Consider the following 17,982-nt stretch of genomic DNA (forward strand, 5'->3'; position numbering starts at 1 on the left):
AATATTTTTGATTTTATCACCAAATGTTGGGATGACACTTGTTAAAACAAATGCTATTTATAAAAGTTGATTGGAGTGGGGTCTGGGCGATCCAGGAAGCTCTGTGCGAAAGCGAAGCGACAGCAACAAATGTTTTATCTGTGCGAAAGCGAAGCGACAGCAACAACAAAGCGCCCAGCCGAAACGGAAATCAACCTCACGTTATGAAGATGAACAATTATAATAGTTTAGATTATAAATTTTTAGGTTACTTTATTAATAATAAGCAAAAAAATATTTGACAGCTTATAAAAGTACATGTTAATATAGTTAAGGTTAATGAATACAAAGTTTGTGGTTGAAGTAGAGGCTGCCCGCTTCTCACCTGATACAACGCTCTTGGGCTGTGAACAGGTATTACACGTTGAATTGTTTTGCGCAGACTTGCGCATGCACATATAGCGGGCGGACATCTTCAAAGTGTCCGTCCTTTTTTTATGGACATGACAAGAGGATGTACCGTTCAACCGGGCAAGGCTTTGCCCAAACCATGTATTCGCGACAATTACTTGGAGGTGGATTACTATTAGCAAAGACATGTATGTAAACGAAGGCATTCGCGCACGTGAACTTCGATTAATCGATCACAATGGTGACCAGCTTGGTGTAAAGACACGTAATGAAGCGCTAGAAATCGCCACTCGTGTAAACTTGGATCTTGTCCTTGTGGCCCCTCAAGCCAAGCCGCCAGTCGCTCGTATCATGGACTATGGTAAATTTAAGTTTGAACAGCAAAAGAAAGACCGTGAAATTCGTAAAAATCAAAAGGTCATCGTAATGAAAGAGGTTCGTCTGAGCCCAACAATCGATGAGCATGATTTCCAAACGAAGCTACGTAATGCGATTAAATTCCTTGAAAAAGGCGATAAAGTAAAATGTAGCCTACGTTTCAAAGGTCGTGCGATTACACACAAAGACATTGGTCAACGTGTATTAGATCGCTTTGCTGAAGCTTGTGCTGAAGTATCGACGGTTGAACAAAAACCGAAGATGGAAGGCCGAAGCATGTTCTTAGTTCTTCAACCAAAGAACGAGAAATAATATTAGACGAACAGTTTAGGAGGAATTCGACATGCCAAAAATGAAAACTCACCGTGGAGCTGCGAAACGTTTCAAAAAAACGGGTTCAGGTAAATTAAAATATGACCGTGCTTATGGAAGCCACTTATTCGCAAACAAATCTACAAAACAAAAACGTCACCTACGTAAAGCAAACATCGTTTCATCTGGTGACTTCAAACGCATCAAATCATTACTTGTTTACATGAAATAATTTGACTACACAAACAAAATACTAACATTCATTTTTAAATGAAAAGCAGGAGGTAATTCATATGCCACGCGTAAAAGGCGGAACAGTGACGCGCAAACGTCGTAAAAAGGTTTTAAAATTAGCTAAAGGTTACTATGGTTCAAAACATACATTATACAAAGTTGCAAACCAAGCGGTAATGAAGTCAGGTCAATATGCATACCGTGACCGTCGTCAGAAAAAACGTGATTTCCGTAAATTATGGATCACTCGTATCAACGCAGCTGCTCGCATGAACGGTCTTTCATACAGCCGTTTAATGCACGGTTTAAAAGTTGCTGGTATCGAAGTTAACCGTAAAATGTTAGCTGACCTAGCTGTAACTGATGCAGCAGCATTCACTCAATTAGCTGAATCTGCTAAAAAAGCTGTTGCTAAATAATAAAGCAAATTAATGCTTTCAAAAGACTGATGGATTTATCCGTCAGTCTTTTTTGTGTTAGAGTAGTAGTAAATAGAAAATAAAAAGGAGTATTCAATGGGACAAGCATTATTAGCGTATATGGCGATTGTTTCTATAGTCCTGCTCGTTATGATGGGAATGGATAAATCAAAAGCCAAAAAACATGAATGGCGTATTGCAGAACGCACATTATTTACATTAGCAATCGCTGGAGGTGCAGTAGGTGGGGTACTAGGAATGTATTTATTCCGTCATAAAACACGTCATAACAGCTTCGCATTTGGCTTCCCACTGCTAGCAGCTATTCAAATTTTTATCTTAGTACAAATATGGTGATAAATCGCAAAAACATTCCGATAAAACTCGAGAATGTTCCGATAAAATCAGAAAATGTTCCGATAAATCACGAAAACATTCTGATAAAAAATAAAAACACATCCTCATTCCGAGGATGTGTTACGCATAAGCTTTTCAATGGGCTGCTTCCAATTTATTTTTGCGCTCGGATAGTTTAAGAGAATTTCTTGCTGTAAGTATTCAAAGTCTCTTTTCGTAAAACCTTGCAGTGTAGCGGCGTCACGGGCGCCAACAAAAATCGTAACAACCTCGAAGGCATCTTCAGTAGTGCCGAGGTATTTTTCACCTTCGAAAAGAGCACCCTTATAAGAGATAAAGAAATTTTTTCGTACATTTTTGACGTCATCATAAAAATAATACTGGCCTTTTTCATAGGCTTCATCAAGTTTTCGCTTAGGATCGGTTATATAACGAATCGCTTTATAAAATACATAGATAATAAGCGCAATAACAGCAAGACGAATAAGTAACGGCAACATATTTATTTCCCCCTTGAAGAAAGGTTATTCCTTCCTATACGATTGTAGAGGGCAATTAGTTTCACTTTTAATAAAAATTTTTATGAAATTTAGGAGAAAAAAATGAATTTACAACAATTGTTTAAAATGCAAAAAGAGCTTGATGATTTCATCGAGAAAACACAAAATATAGAACATGATGTATTTAAAGAAAAAGGTTTAGCTTTAATGGTAGAGCTAGCTGAACTAGCAAATGAGACACGTTGCTTTAAGTTTTGGAGCACAAAGGGAGCATCAGAACGTGATGTGATTTTAGAAGAATATGTGGATTCAATCCATTTTATACTATCACTTGGCTTACTAAAAGGTTATACAGCGATAGAAAAATGGCCCGTGATAAAAGAAAAGAGAAATTTAACAGAGACCTTTTTAATGACACAAGACTATATTTTAACTTTTATTAGTCAACCAACAGAGGATAGATATTTAGCGATCTGGCAATGCTATGGTTTACTTGCGTTTAATCTAGGCTTTTCGTTTGAAGATGTAGTTGCCGCATATATAGAAAAAAATGAAGAAAATTATAATCGTCAGCGTTCAGGGTATTAACTTCTTTCAGCAAATCACTTTTGTACCGAAAGCGTAGCGGCAGGTACAGAAGTCTCCGACCTCAATAGGTGGTGAGATGAAAGTGAATGCAAGCTTTTTTCAGAGGTTGTCCAAAAGCCCGCTGAAAGAAGTTAAAGCCTCCGGCGGATGTCATGGAATCGGAATGGAGTTCTTTGTGCAAGCACAAAGCCGATTCCAGACGCAATTATGCCAAGGCATAATTGATAGTGAGAAATACACCAATTTTCTGACGATTAAGCTAGGAATATTTCGGTAAACGAAGTATAATAGAGGGGATACAAGAGTCAGGAGGCAAAAAGATGACACAGCTAGATCCAACACTACAAATGTTTAAAGATTTAACAGATGCGAATGGTATTGCAGGTAATGAGCGTGCACCTCGCGAGGTCATGAAGAAATACATCGGGCCATATGCAGACTTAGTTGAAACAGATAATTTAGGTAGCGTCATTGCAAAAAAAGTTGGGGATGAAAATGGCCCAAAAATCATGGTTGCAGGCCACTTAGATGAAGTAGGCTTCATGGTTACTCAAATCGATGACAAAGGGTTCATCAAATTCCAAACTGTAGGCGGCTGGTGGAGCCAGGTTATGCTTGCACAGCGTGTAACAATTACAACCCGTAAAGGCGAAGAAATTATTGGGGTTATTGGTTCAAAGCCACCTCATATTTTACCTGCAGATGTGCGTAACAAAGTAGTAGACATTAAAGATATGTTTATCGATGTTGGTGCAGCTTCAAAAGATGAAGTACTTGAATGGGGCGTACGTCCTGGCGATATGGTAACACCATATTTCGAATTTAATGTGATGAAAAATGAAAAATACTTATTAGCAAAAGCATGGGATAACCGCATTGGTTGTGCAATTGCAATTGATGTTATGAAAGCATTGCAAAATGAAAAGCATCCTAACATCCTTTATTCTGTAGGGAATGTTCAAGAGGAAGTAGGGCTTCGTGGCGCAAAAACTGCTACGCATAAAATCCAACCAGATATCGGCTTTGCTGTCGATGTAGGTGTAGCAGGAGACACACCAGGAGTAACTGCAAAAGAATCAACTAGTAAAATGGGCGCTGGTCCACAAATTGTTGTTTACGATGCATCAATGGTGTCACACCGTGGCTTACGTGAATTTGTATTAGATGTGGCGGATGAGCACAATATTCCATATCAATTCGAGGCAATGGCTGGTGGCGGTACAGACGCTGGTTCTATCCACGTAACTGCAAATGGTATACCTGCTCTATCAATCGGTATTGCCACACGCTACATCCACTCACATGCAGGCATTTTACATCGTGATGATTATGACAACGCTGTAAAATTAATGGTGGAAGTTATTAAAAAATTAGACCGCGATGCAGTCAATAAAATTATTTTTGACTAATACTGCTAAGTGAACTAAACAAAGCCTTCTAACAAAAATGTTAGGAGGCTTTTTACGTTGGTTAGACCCATGAAATACATCAATGTTGATACGAAAATATTAGCCGTTCAAAAACAAACAAAAGAACAAAGCCTTGTAGATAAGCTTTATTGGTCGTTTTAATTTTGTTAGCTTACATGAGAAACCCCCTAGCAAGATACCAGGAGAGAATGAAGTAAAGAAATTATTAACGGGAGCTATTGTTGTGGAAGCATAACAATAGGACTTGTAAGTGCTAAATTGATGTGTGATGGGGCATTGTGTCGATTGTATAAAAGAGGATAATTCCTCCTCATATACCTGTTACACTATCAATAGTTGTAGCTTTTCCATTAATATGAATATTAATCGTATCAAGGTTAGAGTCTAACGTTAATTTATAGACATGTTGTTTTATTGCATTATCTTGTTGATTCGTAACATCTAACTTTATTATTAATGTATCACCCTGTGTTTCAAGGTCGGTTGTAACTGTTCCTTTTGACCGAAAAACGATATAAGAGACATCCTTATCTACTTCGTTGATTAATTGAAGTGTATTTTTTTCATCAATTACCTTTTGCACTTTTTCTGGAACAATCTCAATTTCACTAATACTTAGCGTTGATGTGTTACATGCTGTTAAAATAAATACTGTCAAAAACACTAAAAATAATGACTTTTTCAATACCTTTTCATCTGCCTCCTTCCAACTAATTGGAAATCTTGTATAAAAGAAATTATAACACGGAAAGGCGAAGGGAGTAAGGATAATCATTAGATTCAATATATAGGCCGTATAAATTACATGTGTACATAAGAGTAATCAGTTATTTATATAATCCATTACTTCTTGTATATAGTTTTCCAATGGTTGCCCTGTATTCACAGTAATACACTTATAGTTTGAGGGCTTTTTGCTACTTTGAAGCGTATGTATAAAAACGGCTTCTGATTTTATTTCTGCTATTTGACTAACCATTCTTTCACGATTTTTCAATCTATAATTTATCTTCTCGAAGTCATCAAGATAACACTCAATATACTTATACTTAACATTATATTTAACTGACAGTTTTGTTCCTTTGTCAACCAATTCTTCATATAGACATGGACTATCAAGTATTACGTTTTGTTCTTGTGATAAATGAAAGTCAACTAAGCTCCAATCAATATTATATGAAATCTTACCTGCGAGCTTTCCATCGATTGAACCTTCATCAATAGAATTTAATAGAGCCGATTTAACTATATCGTGGTCAATGATAATACTCCCTGTTCTTTTGGCAATCTCACGTGAAAGAGTAGATTTGCCGGAACCAGGAAAACCTGACATTTGAACAAAAAACAAGCTTCATCCCGCCTCTTCAATAATAATTTTATAAAAAATAACTTGCTTTGTTAGTTGAATAACTGAATATCAGCATTTGATAAAGTGTAACATACTTGCAATTATTGGTGCGAGATGAATGTGTATGGATAACTAGAAAGATTAATTGTTACAGAGATAGCCCTAATGCCTTAGAAGTCTATTCAGCAAAAAAAAGCGCAGCTCTATACAAAAAAATCCTATACAATAATTAAATTATTAAAACAGCCCTCAAACTTAAGTGCTTGAGGGCTTTTTGTTAGTTTATATCAATAAATTCATAATATCTCTCGATAAAAAGCGGATTATTTCAAAACGTATCTATTTAAAAGCTGTAAAATATCTTTGCCAATTTGACTAGGGTTCGTTGCCAATATAGGCGATCGATAATTTGAAAGAACAACAACGCCAGTTTGTTGTGTTTTGTCAAACCCAAGATAACAAGAGAAACCTTTCGTCGAACCGTTATGCCAAATGATATTGTGATCGAGTTGCCATCCTAAACCAATACCCATATGTTCCGAAAAGGTTTCAGTCGCTTGATGTGTTAATGTATAACCTAAATTTTCATCACTTAAATGCACTTTCGCAAATTTTAAAAGATCATTAACAGTTGAACGGACTGCCCCTGCTGCCATAAATTCATTCATTTGGAGCGGTGGCTTTTTATGTCCAAGGATCGTGTATCCTTGCAATACTGCCTCTGCTTTATCAGAAGGGATAGAGATAAATGTATTTGGCATATCTAAAGGATCTGCTAATCTTTGTTTAATAGCTGTTTCATAATCAGTATGAAGTGTATTGGCTAAAATATATCCTAAAAGCCCCATTCCTACATTAGAATATCTGAATTTAACTTTTGGCTCGTCTGTGTGTGTTTTAAAATAATGTATAGTCTCGTTCAATGAATATTGACAAAAAGGATCACGAGGGGTTTCTGCGTCAAAAAGATTGGAAATGTTCTTTAGCACACCAATTCCTGGTAGTCCAGAAGTGTGATTTGCTAAACGCTTGAGTGTGACAGGGTGATTATCGGGAATTGCAGAAAAGTATTTGCCGATAGAATCTTCTACATGGACTTGTCCTTCCTGAATCATTTCCCCTAATATGGATGTAGTAAAAACTTTAGAAATCGATCCAACTTCATATATATAAGGCTTTTCTTCCATCATAAAATTCGAGCCACCGAAAGTAAAAGTAGCTTCTTGGTCTTGAGAAATGATACCGATGGATAAAGCAACATTTGGACGGGTTTTTATATAGGGATAAGCAATTTTAAATATGTCCTTTTTTAAATTATGTAAATCCACAATAATACCTCCATTAAGAATGCTTATTTTTTTCCTGCTCCTCTGAAATAATAAAATGTAATTTCAAAAGTATGTCTTTTAATTGTAACAAGTCCTCTGATTGAGCTTTGTATAATATTTATAAATAATAGCAAGCTCAATTTCCTCTGTTTTTGAAAATAAAGATGTCCCCGTTCATCTAGTTCTATAATAACCTTTCTACGATCCTTTTTACTCATTGTTCTTTTTTTTGCTTCAGCCAATTTACTAATTGGCTAACTAGCCTGCGGATGTACTCATAACGAGCAAAAATAATTTCATAAACATTAAATTGGTTCTTATTCAACTTGATTACTTTGATAAGGAGCACCAATTCCTTATCCATGTATTTTACCATCTAAATAACTAATATATATTAGTTATTACCAATAATGCAATTCCCTTAACTATGCGATCGAAGATGGAATATGCATAAATATTCAAACATTCGCATTTTTGACACATCCGAAGATAAAAGTCTAACTTTTTAAAATAAACATAAAAATTCAGTTGATTTTATATTTATGCATTTGTTATACTAAACCCAACAGCAACGAAACAAGGAGTGAAGGCTATGAAATTACTCGAAGAAGTACAGTTAAAGTTAGTGTCTAGCTTAAAAGGTAAGGATCTATTAACCTTGCTAGACTATACAAGTGAAGAGGTTCAGCAGTTAGTTGAATTAGCGACACAGCTGAAAATGATTACTAAAGAAGGGAAATGTCCGAAGTTACTAGAAGGAAAAACACTCGGCATGATTTTTGAGAAACATTCAACTCGTACTCGTATTTCATTTGAAGTAGGTATGAATCAATTAGGCGGAAAAGGTATGTTTATGCATGCGCGTGATTTACAGATTGGTCGCGGTGAATCGATTTATGATACAGCACATGTGTTAGAAGGCTATTTAGATGGTATTATGATTCGCGCGAACTCTCATGCAATGGTAAAGGAGCTTGCAGAACATGCATCTATACCGGTAATCAATGGCTTAACGGATATTTATCACCCATGTCAAGCTTTAGCGGATTTAGAAACGATCGCTGAAAATAAAGGTCATCTAAAAGGATTAAAAATTGCATATGTTGGAGACGGTAACAACGTGGCGCACTCATTAGTAGTCGCTTCTGCTCATGTAGGAATGAACGTGGCAGTGGCAACACCAGTTGGCTATGAATGTGATGCAGAGGTTATTGCAAAAGCTCAGGCTATCGCAGAAGCAAACGGTAGCACAATTATTATTACAAACGATCCTATAGATGCGGTTATAAACGCGGATGTAGTGTACGCTGATGTATGGACGTCAATGGGGCAAGAAGAGGAGACTGCAAAACGTCTAGAAGACTTTGCAGGTTATCAAATTAATGATGAGCTTGTCGCATATGCAAAACCGAATTATATGTTCCTACACTGTTTACCAGCTCATCGTGAAGAAGAAGTAGCGTCATCTGTTATAGATGGACCAAATTCCTACATCTTTGAGCAAGCAGAAAATAGACTTCATGCACAAAAAGCAGTGCTAGCATCAATTCTAGCTTAACTTCTTTCAGCGGATGTCCAAACAAACATCGCTGAAAGAAGTTAATGCCTCCGGCGGATGTTACAGAATCGGAAAGGAGTTCTTTGTGCAAGCACAAAGCCGATTCCGGACGCAATTATGCCGAGGCATAATTGATTGCAATAAATGAACTTTTCGAGCAAGGACAGACAACAAGCATTATGCTTCTCAATTAGAGAAGTACTATATAGATAGAGTTCATATTGGCAACAGGGGGTGTCAATGTGAATAACATAACAGTGGTTGCAGACAGAGGGATGTAAGCCACGCGTGATGTTTGTTATCAAGATGGATGACCACATCGCTACATAATAAAGTAACCTGGGAGACGCTAGGTTACTTTTTTTCTTGTTGAAAATATAATTCCTAGTTTTCCAATCTTTTATAGAGAATTAAAACGATTATCTATATAATAGATAAATAAGTAATTTGAGGAGGGCTTCAGATGAACATTGACCATATTGAAGCATTTTTATATGTAGTGCATTATAAAAGTATTCATAAGGCCGCAAATGCTTTATTTTTATCTCAACCGACTGTGACGGCGCGTATTAAATCATTGGAGCGAGAGTTAAATGTAGAGTTATTTTATCGCGATGGGCGAAGTGTAATACTATCTGATAAAGGCAAGGACTTTGTACCGTTTGCAACACAGATTGTGCAAACCTTTCAACAAGGGAAGAAACAATTAGAGGAGACGCAAGAGTCTGATGAGGTGTGCATTGGTACAAATGGAGTAACAGCGCAATATTTTTTAGCTTACGCATTGCCCAAATGGAAGAAAGACTTTCCACATTTACGTTTTCAGATTATCACAGGTTCAACATCAGTAATTTTAGAGAAATTAGAAAGTCATCAAATCCATCTTGGTCTTATTCAATACGTGCATAGAGAAGGAATTTGCAATGAGCTATTGCTAAGTAATGCTGTTAAACTTGTAATGCATCGCGAGCATTCCTTTATACAACAAAATCTAATGAAAGCAAAGGAACTGGCAAAACAGAAAATCGTATTTTTTGAATGTGGGGCTTTTGATTGGAACTATGTGCATAAAATGTTTGAAGTAGAGGGTGTATCAGCAAATATTGAGGTGCGAACCGATCATTTAGAAGTAGCGAAAGAATTTATTCGTACGAAAGAGTATATGAGCTTCTTACCACATCTCTGTGTAAAAAAGGAACTTGAAAGTGGGGAGTTTGTTGAGGTTGCTGTTAAGCATTTACTTGATATGAATCAACACATTTTTTTAACGTATAAAAATAAAGAGGCACTGGCGCCAGCCTTTTGGAACACAATATTAGAAACTGCAATGCAATATGAAACCATTCAATAAAATCCGAATTGATAAAATATTTTATAAGACAGTAAATTTTTTTCTATTATGTAGCCTATTGCAAATGGAATAAATGAACTGTATTATCTTCCTCAATCCTATTTTATTTATGAGCAACCATCGATAAAATATTTTTTTAATCATAAAACATACTTAACCACTATGTTTAGTAAAAATAAAGATTGAGGAGGAACAAATATGGTGAGACAGGACAAAATTCGATTCGGGGCTATTATTCATGGTGTAGGTGGTAATATTTCAGGCTGGCGTCATCCTAAGGTGGCTAGTAATCAAAGTGTAAGCTTGCCGTTTTATATTCAGCAGGCACAAAAGGCGGAGCAGGGGAAATTTGATGTTGCTTTTATTGCAGATGGTTTGTTCATCAATGAAAAATCTATTCCTCATTTTTTAAATCGTTTCGAGCCAATAACAATTCTTTCGGCGTTAGCGGTAGCAACTAAAAACATCGGGTTAGTGGGTACTGTATCAACCTCCTATAGCGAACCATTTACAGTTGCACGCCAATTTGCCTCTTTGGATCATATTAGCGGGGGCCGTGCAGGGTGGAATGTTGTTACGACACCATTAGAAAGCACTGCCTTGAACTACAATAAAACAATCGAGCAGCATCCTAGCCACGCAGAGCGCTATCAAATTGCTGAGGAATATTTGGAAGTGGCAAAGGGCTTGTGGGATTCATGGGAAGATGATGCTTTCATTGCAGATATAGAACATGATGTTTTTTTCGATCCTGATAAGTTGCACACATTAAATCATAAGGGGGACTATTTTTCAGTTCAAGGTCCGTTAAATATTGCACGTTCTAAGCAGGGGCAGCCTGTTATTTTCCAAGCGGGTTCTTCAGATGCGGGTATTCGGTTGGCGGCAAAGGATGCGGATGCAATTTTTACACATGGTGCGTCGTTAGAAGAATCACAGAAATTTTATAAAAGGGTAAAGACTGAGGTTGCAGCATTTGGACGCAATCCGGAAGAAGTTAAAATTTTTCCAGGAATCTCTCCAATTATTGGTGATACGCTTGAAGAAGCGGAAGCAAAGTACCAGGAGATCGTTGAGCTTGTTTCGATAGAGCGTGCACTTGCTTATCTTGGTCGATATTTTGATCATCATGATTTTACACAATATGATGTAGATGCATCGTTCCCAGAGCTTGGTGATATTGGAGCGAACAGCTTTAGAAGTACAACTGATTATATTAAAAAATATGCCAAACAAGAAGGGCTAACATTGCGACAAGTTGCTTTACGTGAAGCAACCCCAAAAACAGCATTCTTTGGTACAGCAGAGCATGTTGCTGATCTCGTGCAGGAATGGTTTGAGCAAGAGGCGGCTGATGGCTTTATTATAGGCGTTACTGTACCTGGAGCACTTGAGGATTTTGTAGATAAGGTTGTGCCGATTTTACAAGCAAGAGGGCTATACCGTGAAGAATATGAGGCAGACACATTACGTGGTAACTTAGGTTTACCATTTAAAGAAAGCCGTTATGTCAAACAGTCTGTCTAAAAACCTAGTAAATGTATATGAATAAATGTAATTAAGGAGGCAAAATATGAGCTATTCATTAGGAATATTAGATCAAAGCCCTATTATTGAGGATGCTACAAACGAGCAGACCTTACAAAAAACAGTGGCTCTAGCACAAAAAGCAGAGCAATTGGGCTACTCGCGTTTTTGGGTGTCAGAGCACCACAATACAGATACATTAGCGGGGTCATCTCCAGAGGTATTAGTATCTTATCTCCTTGCTAAAACAAAGTCTATCAATATTGGGTCGGGTGGAGTGATGCTACAGCACTATAGCCCATACAAAGTAGCAGAAAATTTTCATGTTCTCGCATCGTTGGAGCCAGGGCGAGTTGATTTAGGCATAGGGAAGGCACCGGGCGGTTTACCTCTCTCTACGAAGGCATTGCAATTTGGCACACTTAATAAAGGCGAAGATTTTGAGGAAAGATTAACATTTTTACAGCAATTAATTGAGCAAACAGTACCAGTAGAGCACGAGTTATTTGGAGTACAGGCAACACCTATTCCAAAGGTAAAGCCAGCGTTATTTTTACTTGGGGCTAGTCCACAAAGTGCCGCTCTTGCAGGCACACTAGGCATTGCGTTTGTCTTTGCGCGATTTATAAATAGTGATAATGATGTATTAGCTCAGGCAGCTACAGCTTATCGCAAGCATCATCCAAACGGTCATTTTGCCGTTTCCATCGCAGCCATTGCAGCCCCTACAAAAGAGGAGGCGAAAGAACTTATTGGTGATCAAAAAATTACGAAGGTGCATTTAGCTAGTGGCAAAAGCCTAACTTTACAATCGGTAGAGCTAGCAGAGAAATTTGGTCAGGAATCTGGAGAGTCATTTACGGTGAAGCAATATGATGCAGATATTTTATATGGTACTCCGGATGATATTAAAACGATATTAGATGACTACCATGTGCGCTATCAAATTGATGAGTTTATCTTGCATACACCTGTGTTGAAAGAATTTGAGCGGGAGCGGTCATTTGAGCTATTAAGTCCAGTCTATTTACAGCAAAAGGAAGCGGTAAGCTAAGGAGGAAATGAAATGAACATGGCAAAAAATATTGATGTAATTGTTTGGTCAAAGCAAGGCTGTAGTTATTGTGATGAAGTGAAAACATATTTACAACAACAAGGCATTTCTTACAAAACAGTAGATGTAACACATAATGACGCATTCCGTGACATCCTTGAAACAAAGTATGGTGTCCGTTATGTTCCGGTTGTCGAAATTGGATCAAATGGTGTCTTTAAAGCAGTAACAGAAATTGGGCTGGAGCATTTAAAAGCCGCACTTGCTGCCGATATACCGTCGCATGCATAAGAAGAGAGGGATTCTATGAAAAAATTATCATTTTATTTACTACTGTTGCTAGCTTTACTTTTAACAGCATGTACAAGTTCTGAAAAGTCCGAAGGGGATACTAGTGAAAATAATGCAGCACAAGGTGGAAAGGATGTTCAAAAAATTATTGTTGGTACCGGCACTCAATTTCCAAATATCTGCTTCATTGATGACAAGGGGAAATTAACAGGTTATGATGTGGAGCTTGTGCGCGCTATTGATGAGAAACTACCAGAATATGAGTTTGAATTTAAAACAATGGAATTTTCTAATTTATTACTAAGTCTAGAGACAAGGAAGATTGACTTTATTGCCCATCAAATGGAAGTCAATAGTGAACGAGAGGAAAAATTCCTATTTAATAAAGAGCCTTATAATGTATTCCCATTAAAAGTAACAGTCAATGCAAAAAATAATTCAATTCAATCCATTGATGATTTGAAAGGGAAAAACGTTAGCGTTTCACCAACTAGTAACTCTGCTGTTTTTATAGAGAAATACAATAAGGAACATAATTTAGGTGCTAATATTGTCTATTCGTCGGGTTCGGTTGATGTTCACAATCAGCTAGCGACTGGTCGAATCGATGCAATCATTACAACACCATTTGCAGTAAAGTACTATAACGAAAGCAATGAAGCACAGGAAAAGGTAGTAGGAGATGCTTTATTAAATTCAAAAGTTTACTTCTTATTAAATAAAGATGAGGTTGTCTTACAAGAGCGCCTTGATGATGCTATTCGAGAATTAAAGACAGAAGGCGTCATTAGTAAGTTAAGTAAGAAATGGCTAGGTGACGATTATTCGGTAGACTTCTAAACGAAATAGGAGAGGGAGAAGGAAGTATGGCTAATGACTTTGACTTCACACTAATTGCAAAAGTACTTCCAATATTGCTTCAGTATTTACCAGTAACACTTGAAATTTTAGTATTTGCTACTTTTTTTGGCATGCTGCTTGGTATAGTGATCGCTATACCAAAGCTGCTACACATACCAGTTCTGAAGCAAATTATTACGATTTATATTTCGTTTATTCGAGGTACGCCGATTTTAGTACAATTGTTTTTAGTGTTTTATGGTATACCAGCGTTATTAAAGCTTGTGAATATTGATGTAACAAGAATGGATGCTATGTATTTTGTGATTATTACTTATACGTTGAGCAATGCTGCATCGTTTGCTGAGATTTTTAGAGCAGCTATTTTAACAGTTGATCGTGGACAAATGGAGGCAGCTTATTCAGTTGGATTAAGTGGAACACAGGCCTTTTTACGTATTGTGCTCCCTCAGGCGATTCGTGTTGCCTTTCCCAATATGGCAAATACGTTGATTAGTTCATTAAAGGATACTTCTTTAGCATTTTCAATTGGTGTCATGGATATGGTGGGTCGTGGAGAAACACTTATTGCTTCAACGACTAGGGCGCTGGAAATATATTTGGCGCTATCTATCGTTTATTATGTCATTGTTATGCTGTTAGAAAAGATATTAAAGCGAAATGAACGGTATCTTAATCGATATATGCCAAAGGAAGCGGCATCTAGCTAGGGGGAAATACTATGACAATAGATTATGCTTTTATCTTTGAAGCTTTAATAGAAATTAGTAAAGTATTGCCGTTAACTTTGTTCATGACAGTTACGCCTGTCTTATTGGGCATTGTAATCGGTATAATAGTTGCTTTTGTTCGGATACAACAAACAAAAATTCTCGCACCATTGTTGAATTTTTACGTATCTTTTTTTAGAGGCACACCAATCATTATGCACATTATGCTTGTTTATTTTGGAATACCAATTGTGGTTGATGTCATTGCGAAAGCTTTAAAGATAGAGTATCAATCAAGCTCTATCCCTATTTTATTTTTTGTTATTTTGGCTTTGACGCTAAGTGCAGGAGCATACGCCTCTGAAATAATTCGGTCCGGTATTTTAAGTGTACCTAAGGGCCAGCTAGAGGCAGCTTATGCAGTCGGTTTAACATTTTCACAGGCGATGCGACGCTATATATTACCCCAAGCATTTAGTAAATCTATACCTAACTTCACAAATGTTTTTATTGGGTTCTTACATGCTACGTCACTAGCTTTTTTTCTTTCAGTTAAGGAGTTAACAGGAGTTGCGAATATCGTTGCTTCTATTAATTTAAAGTTTCTGGAGGCATTTATCGCTGTCGGGTTAATTTATTGGAGTGTTTCAGCTATTGTCGAATGGCTGGCACATCGTATTGAAAAAAGAGTAACTGCCTACAGTAGGGGCGGCATTTAAATAGAAAGGGGATCAAACGATGACAGTAGCTGAAATAGTGATTGAACATTTGAAAGAGGAAGAATATGCAAGTTATTTAGAGGTTCTAGTAGAAAGTTATGCACAGTATGAAAAAGAATATGAAAATCCAGAGGACTGGGCTTCATACTTAAGTGATATTCGGGCATCTGTTGGTAATCCTAATGCAGAGACAATTTTAGTGGCAAAGCGTGGTGATGAGATTTTAGGAGGACTGCAATTATTTACAGATTCTGAAAAAGCATATGGTTTACCAGAGCTTAACATACAGTCTACCATTGTGCGCTTACTTGGCGTGCATCCTAAAGGAAGAGGGCTAGGTGTTGCTAAAAAATTATTGCATGAAAGCTTTGCCTTTGCTCGTAATCGTCAGGATCAAGCATTATATTTGCACTCAGGTGATATAATGCAGGCTGCTATTAACCTTTACTTATCACTAGGCTTCGTACGAGATGAATCAAAGGAATTTTATAAAGGACAGAAGTTAGTAAAAAGCTTCCGCTATGAATTGTAAAAAATGAACCCGTTGATTTTGACATCAACGGGTTTTATATGTTTGACAAAAATAATGAATTACATGCTGAAGATTTTCCCGGGATTCATAATATTATGTGGATCAAGTGCTGCCTTTATGCTCTTCATCACTGCCAGAGATGTACCGTGCTCTGTGGACTGATATTTCATTTTTCCAATACCAACACCATGTTCACCAGTACAAGTGCCACCACGCAGTAAAGCAAAGTGCACAATATGTTCATTGAAGCGGTTGGCTTTTGCTTGCTCCTCTGCATCGTTTGGATCTAACATTAACAAGGCATGAAAGTTACCGTCTCCAACATGACCTACTATTCCACCTGCTAGACCAACATCCTCAAGCTGTTCACGAGCATATAAAACGGATTCAGCAAGCATAGAAATAGGCACACAAACATCAGTCGACATAAGCTTTTTCCCTGGATAAGCATGGATATATGCATAGGCCAATGAATGGCGTGACTCCCAGAGCTTATTACGTGCAGCATTGTCATGTTCAAATTCAACAGAAAGACAGCCGAAGTCATCAAAAATTTCTTTAGCAAATTCTATATCGGCATGCATACCTGCTTCATTTCCGTGAAATTCTAAAAACAGTGTTGGTTTTTCGTCATAGGATGTTTCATTATAAATATTTGCTTGTTTGATAGAGGCTTCATCGACCAGTTCAACACGGCCAATTGAAATGCCCGCTTGCAACAATGCGGTTACTGCACTGACAGCATCGCCAACTGTCGTAAAAACTGCACGTCCCGCCGTTACAAATTCGGGTATACCATAGACTTGTAAAGTTAATTCTGTAAAGCAACCTAGCGTACCCTCAGAGCCAATGAAAAGGCCATTCAAGTGATAACCAGAAGAAGATTTCGCTGCTAAGCTACCGGTATGAATGACTGAACCGTCTGCGAGTACAACCTCTAAATCTCGTACTTGATCGCGCATAACACCATAGCGCACTGCTGTTGTCCCGCTGGCATTAGTTGCTGCCATACCACCAAGCGTAGCATCAGCACCAGGGTCAACTGTGAATTGAAGTCCATGTTTTTTTAATTCTTTATTCAATTGGGCACGTGTTACACCCGGTTGTACTTTCACAAGCAGGTCATCTGGTCGAATTTCTAAAATAGCATTCATTTCAGAGAAATCGATAGAAATGCCATTTGCAATGGGAATTGCATTTCCTTCCAAGCTTGAGCCAACACCAAAAGGTACGACTGGTACACGTTCCGCATGCGCAATTTTCAAGATGGCACTGACATCGCCCGTGGAACGAGGGAAGACAACTATATCTGGTAAGCTCATTTTATGATGAGATTCGTCCCTTCCATGTAGCTGTCGCACCGTTTCGTTTGTTGACACCTGTTCTTCAGATAAAACCATTTTTAGTTGATTTACTATTAATTCTACAGCAACAGTCATTCCAATCCCTCCTAATTTTCTGATAAATTAAACTTTATCACGCATTTATTGGAAATGGAATGAACTGTCTATAAAAAATTAGTGAGCAAAGACTTTTTCAAGTTTTTGAACAAATGCATCCTGCTCATCAGGACTAGATTGCTGCCACCACTTTTCAAAAAATACACCAAGCCCTGGAAGTAAATGCTCTTCACCACGACTAATTGCATCTTCGACAATATCCTTAAATTCAGCCGCTGATTGGCCATGCACGTTTGTCGTAATCGCATCTCTTATTTGAAAATTCATCTATTTCGCCTCCTTAGGAGTAATTTTGTCCAACCTTTTAAGAAATATGTATTGTGTGACAAATCAATTATGCCTCGGCATAATTGCGTGACATCCGCTGGAGCTTTAGGCCAACAGTTGTTTTTTGTGCGAAAGCGCAGTACAACGTAGCGTCAGCAACAGATGTTTTTTGTGCGAAAGCGCAGTGCAACGTAGCGTCAGCAACAGATGTTTTTTGTGCGAAAGCGCAGTGCAACGTAGCGTCAGCAACACGATGTTGGTCACTCAGGCGTTTTCACAGGATGTGAAGTTTTTAGCCTGAGTTCCTTTATTTCAGCGGATATTTGGACACACGTTGAAAAGTAAATTAACCACATTCATCTCACCAC

Annotated in this window: 22 protein-coding genes; 16 read left to right on the top strand and 6 right to left on the bottom strand. The window is 37.5% G+C overall.

The window, feature by feature from the left end:
- The first annotated feature begins 38 nt into the window (after positions 1–38).
- The 5 genes from JNUCC51_RS17800 to JNUCC51_RS17820 all read left to right on the top strand — a co-directional run bounded on the left by JNUCC51_RS17800 (position 39) and on the right by JNUCC51_RS17820 (position 2,090).
- A complete protein-coding gene (locus tag JNUCC51_RS17800; protein ID WP_337989096.1) occupies positions 39–281 on the top strand; it encodes a hypothetical protein in 243 nt (80 codons plus the stop codon).
- Between the two features lie 295 nt (positions 282–576).
- Positions 577–1,080, top strand: a complete 504-nt coding sequence (infC, locus tag JNUCC51_RS17805) for a translation initiation factor IF-3 (protein ID WP_024363824.1) — start codon at positions 577–579, stop codon at positions 1,078–1,080.
- Positions 1,081–1,111: 31 nt separating this feature from the next.
- A complete protein-coding gene (rpmI, locus tag JNUCC51_RS17810) occupies positions 1,112–1,312 on the top strand; it encodes a 50S ribosomal protein L35 (RefSeq protein ID WP_004226312.1) in 201 nt (66 codons plus the stop codon).
- Positions 1,313–1,373: 61 nt separating this feature from the next.
- Positions 1,374–1,733 carry a 50S ribosomal protein L20 gene (gene rplT / locus JNUCC51_RS17815; protein WP_049667524.1) on the top strand — a complete coding sequence of 120 codons (360 nt, stop codon included), beginning with the start codon at positions 1,374–1,376 and terminating at the stop codon, positions 1,731–1,733.
- A 96-nt stretch (positions 1,734–1,829) separates the two neighbouring features.
- A complete protein-coding gene (locus JNUCC51_RS17820) occupies positions 1,830–2,090 on the top strand; it encodes a DUF1294 domain-containing protein (protein WP_049667525.1) in 261 nt (86 codons plus the stop codon).
- 104 nt (positions 2,091–2,194) lie between these two features.
- Here JNUCC51_RS17820 and JNUCC51_RS17825 read toward each other — a convergent pair whose 3' ends face one another.
- A complete protein-coding gene (locus JNUCC51_RS17825) occupies positions 2,195–2,590 on the bottom strand; it encodes a sigma-w pathway protein ysdB (RefSeq protein ID WP_100544877.1) in 396 nt (131 codons plus the stop codon).
- Positions 2,591–2,692: 102 nt separating this feature from the next.
- Between JNUCC51_RS17825 and JNUCC51_RS17830 the strand changes: the two genes are divergently transcribed.
- The gene (locus JNUCC51_RS17830) at positions 2,693–3,178 is read left to right on the top strand and encodes a dUTP diphosphatase (protein ID WP_337989097.1); all 486 of its coding nucleotides are present in this window, start codon (positions 2,693–2,695) and stop codon (positions 3,176–3,178) included.
- 320 nt (positions 3,179–3,498) lie between these two features.
- A complete protein-coding gene (locus JNUCC51_RS17835) occupies positions 3,499–4,587 on the top strand; it encodes a M42 family metallopeptidase (RefSeq protein ID WP_100544875.1) in 1,089 nt (362 codons plus the stop codon).
- 331 nt (positions 4,588–4,918) lie between these two features.
- Here JNUCC51_RS17835 and JNUCC51_RS17840 read toward each other — a convergent pair whose 3' ends face one another.
- The 3 genes from JNUCC51_RS17840 to JNUCC51_RS17850 all read right to left on the bottom strand — a co-directional run bounded on the left by JNUCC51_RS17840 (position 4,919) and on the right by JNUCC51_RS17850 (position 7,284).
- Positions 4,919–5,293: a peptidylprolyl isomerase gene (locus JNUCC51_RS17840; RefSeq protein WP_337989098.1), complete on the bottom strand. Its 375-nt coding sequence runs from the start codon at positions 5,291–5,293 to the stop codon at positions 4,919–4,921.
- A 138-nt stretch (positions 5,294–5,431) separates the two neighbouring features.
- Positions 5,432–5,956: a P-loop nucleotide/nucleoside kinase family protein gene (locus JNUCC51_RS17845; protein WP_337989099.1), complete on the bottom strand. Its 525-nt coding sequence runs from the start codon at positions 5,954–5,956 to the stop codon at positions 5,432–5,434.
- A 323-nt stretch (positions 5,957–6,279) separates the two neighbouring features.
- Entirely contained in the window at positions 6,280–7,284 is a 1,005-nt protein-coding gene (locus tag JNUCC51_RS17850; protein WP_337989100.1) for a serine hydrolase domain-containing protein, read from the bottom strand.
- Positions 7,285–7,876: 592 nt separating this feature from the next.
- Here JNUCC51_RS17850 and argF point away from each other — a divergent pair.
- The 9 genes from argF to JNUCC51_RS17895 all read left to right on the top strand — a co-directional run bounded on the left by argF (position 7,877) and on the right by JNUCC51_RS17895 (position 15,887).
- Positions 7,877–8,842 (top strand): ornithine carbamoyltransferase, encoded by a 966-nt coding sequence (gene argF, locus JNUCC51_RS17855; RefSeq protein WP_100544872.1) that lies wholly within the window; start codon positions 7,877–7,879, stop codon positions 8,840–8,842.
- Between the two features lie 463 nt (positions 8,843–9,305).
- Positions 9,306–10,193 carry a LysR family transcriptional regulator gene (locus JNUCC51_RS17860; RefSeq protein ID WP_337989101.1) on the top strand — a complete coding sequence of 296 codons (888 nt, stop codon included), beginning with the start codon at positions 9,306–9,308 and terminating at the stop codon, positions 10,191–10,193.
- Between the two features lie 198 nt (positions 10,194–10,391).
- Positions 10,392–11,720, top strand: coding sequence for an LLM class flavin-dependent oxidoreductase (locus tag JNUCC51_RS17865; protein ID WP_337989102.1), 1,329 nt, complete (start codon positions 10,392–10,394; stop codon positions 11,718–11,720).
- Positions 11,721–11,766: 46 nt separating this feature from the next.
- Positions 11,767–12,774 (top strand): LLM class flavin-dependent oxidoreductase, encoded by a 1,008-nt coding sequence (locus tag JNUCC51_RS17870; protein ID WP_337989103.1) that lies wholly within the window; start codon positions 11,767–11,769, stop codon positions 12,772–12,774.
- Between the two features lie 18 nt (positions 12,775–12,792).
- Positions 12,793–13,065 carry a glutaredoxin family protein gene (locus JNUCC51_RS17875; protein ID WP_100544868.1) on the top strand — a complete coding sequence of 91 codons (273 nt, stop codon included), beginning with the start codon at positions 12,793–12,795 and terminating at the stop codon, positions 13,063–13,065.
- A gap of 15 nt (positions 13,066–13,080) precedes the next feature.
- On the top strand, positions 13,081–13,905 hold the full coding sequence (locus tag JNUCC51_RS17880) for a transporter substrate-binding domain-containing protein (protein WP_337989104.1): 825 nt from the start codon (positions 13,081–13,083) through the stop codon (positions 13,903–13,905).
- A gap of 26 nt (positions 13,906–13,931) precedes the next feature.
- Complete coding sequence (locus JNUCC51_RS17885; RefSeq protein ID WP_337989105.1) at positions 13,932–14,636, top strand: amino acid ABC transporter permease; 705 nt, start codon at positions 13,932–13,934, stop codon at positions 14,634–14,636.
- Positions 14,637–14,647: 11 nt separating this feature from the next.
- Positions 14,648–15,355 carry an amino acid ABC transporter permease gene (locus JNUCC51_RS17890; RefSeq protein ID WP_337989106.1) on the top strand — a complete coding sequence of 236 codons (708 nt, stop codon included), beginning with the start codon at positions 14,648–14,650 and terminating at the stop codon, positions 15,353–15,355.
- 19 nt (positions 15,356–15,374) lie between these two features.
- The gene (locus JNUCC51_RS17895; protein ID WP_337989107.1) at positions 15,375–15,887 is read left to right on the top strand and encodes a GNAT family N-acetyltransferase; all 513 of its coding nucleotides are present in this window, start codon (positions 15,375–15,377) and stop codon (positions 15,885–15,887) included.
- 59 nt (positions 15,888–15,946) lie between these two features.
- Here the strand turns inward: JNUCC51_RS17895 and JNUCC51_RS17900 are convergent, their stop codons facing one another.
- Together JNUCC51_RS17900 and sspI are read right to left on the bottom strand one after the other, a co-directional pair.
- A complete protein-coding gene (locus JNUCC51_RS17900) occupies positions 15,947–17,326 on the bottom strand; it encodes an FAD-binding oxidoreductase (RefSeq protein WP_337989108.1) in 1,380 nt (459 codons plus the stop codon).
- 78 nt (positions 17,327–17,404) lie between these two features.
- Entirely contained in the window at positions 17,405–17,614 is a 210-nt protein-coding gene (gene sspI / locus JNUCC51_RS17905) for a small acid-soluble spore protein SspI (protein ID WP_049667541.1), read from the bottom strand.
- Between the last annotated feature and the right edge of the window lie 368 nt (positions 17,615–17,982).

Origin of the sequence: Lysinibacillus sp. JNUCC 51 (assembly GCF_015999525.1) — a bacterium.
Lineage (GTDB): Bacteria > Bacillota > Bacilli > Bacillales_A > Planococcaceae > Lysinibacillus > Lysinibacillus xylanilyticus.

Excerpts from the sequence above, each read along its gene's own strand:
- JNUCC51_RS17835 (WP_100544875.1), top strand. The coding sequence starts at position 3,499 with ATGACACAGCTAGATCCAACACTACAAATGTTTAAAGATTTAACAGAT.
- JNUCC51_RS17875 (WP_100544868.1), top strand. The coding sequence starts at position 12,793 with ATGGCAAAAAATATTGATGTAATTGTTTGGTCAAAGCAAGGCTGTAGT.
- infC (WP_024363824.1), top strand. The coding sequence starts at position 577 with ATGTATGTAAACGAAGGCATTCGCGCACGTGAACTTCGATTAATCGAT.
- JNUCC51_RS17860 (WP_337989101.1), top strand. The coding sequence starts at position 9,306 with ATGAACATTGACCATATTGAAGCATTTTTATATGTAGTGCATTATAAA.
- JNUCC51_RS17885 (WP_337989105.1), top strand. The coding sequence starts at position 13,932 with ATGGCTAATGACTTTGACTTCACACTAATTGCAAAAGTACTTCCAATA.
- JNUCC51_RS17825 (WP_100544877.1), bottom strand. The coding sequence starts at position 2,590 with ATGTTGCCGTTACTTATTCGTCTTGCTGTTATTGCGCTTATTATCTAT.
- sspI (WP_049667541.1), bottom strand. The coding sequence starts at position 17,614 with ATGAATTTTCAAATAAGAGATGCGATTACGACAAACGTGCATGGCCAA.
- JNUCC51_RS17880 (WP_337989104.1), top strand. The coding sequence starts at position 13,081 with ATGAAAAAATTATCATTTTATTTACTACTGTTGCTAGCTTTACTTTTA.
- JNUCC51_RS17830 (WP_337989097.1), top strand. The coding sequence starts at position 2,693 with ATGAATTTACAACAATTGTTTAAAATGCAAAAAGAGCTTGATGATTTC.
- JNUCC51_RS17820 (WP_049667525.1), top strand. The coding sequence starts at position 1,830 with ATGGGACAAGCATTATTAGCGTATATGGCGATTGTTTCTATAGTCCTG.
- rplT (WP_049667524.1), top strand. The coding sequence starts at position 1,374 with ATGCCACGCGTAAAAGGCGGAACAGTGACGCGCAAACGTCGTAAAAAG.
- JNUCC51_RS17890 (WP_337989106.1), top strand. The coding sequence starts at position 14,648 with ATGACAATAGATTATGCTTTTATCTTTGAAGCTTTAATAGAAATTAGT.
- JNUCC51_RS17865 (WP_337989102.1), top strand. The coding sequence starts at position 10,392 with ATGGTGAGACAGGACAAAATTCGATTCGGGGCTATTATTCATGGTGTA.
- JNUCC51_RS17870 (WP_337989103.1), top strand. The coding sequence starts at position 11,767 with ATGAGCTATTCATTAGGAATATTAGATCAAAGCCCTATTATTGAGGAT.
- rpmI (WP_004226312.1), top strand. The coding sequence starts at position 1,112 with ATGCCAAAAATGAAAACTCACCGTGGAGCTGCGAAACGTTTCAAAAAA.
- JNUCC51_RS17895 (WP_337989107.1), top strand. The coding sequence starts at position 15,375 with ATGACAGTAGCTGAAATAGTGATTGAACATTTGAAAGAGGAAGAATAT.
- JNUCC51_RS17900 (WP_337989108.1), bottom strand. The coding sequence starts at position 17,326 with ATGACTGTTGCTGTAGAATTAATAGTAAATCAACTAAAAATGGTTTTA.
- argF (WP_100544872.1), top strand. The coding sequence starts at position 7,877 with ATGAAATTACTCGAAGAAGTACAGTTAAAGTTAGTGTCTAGCTTAAAA.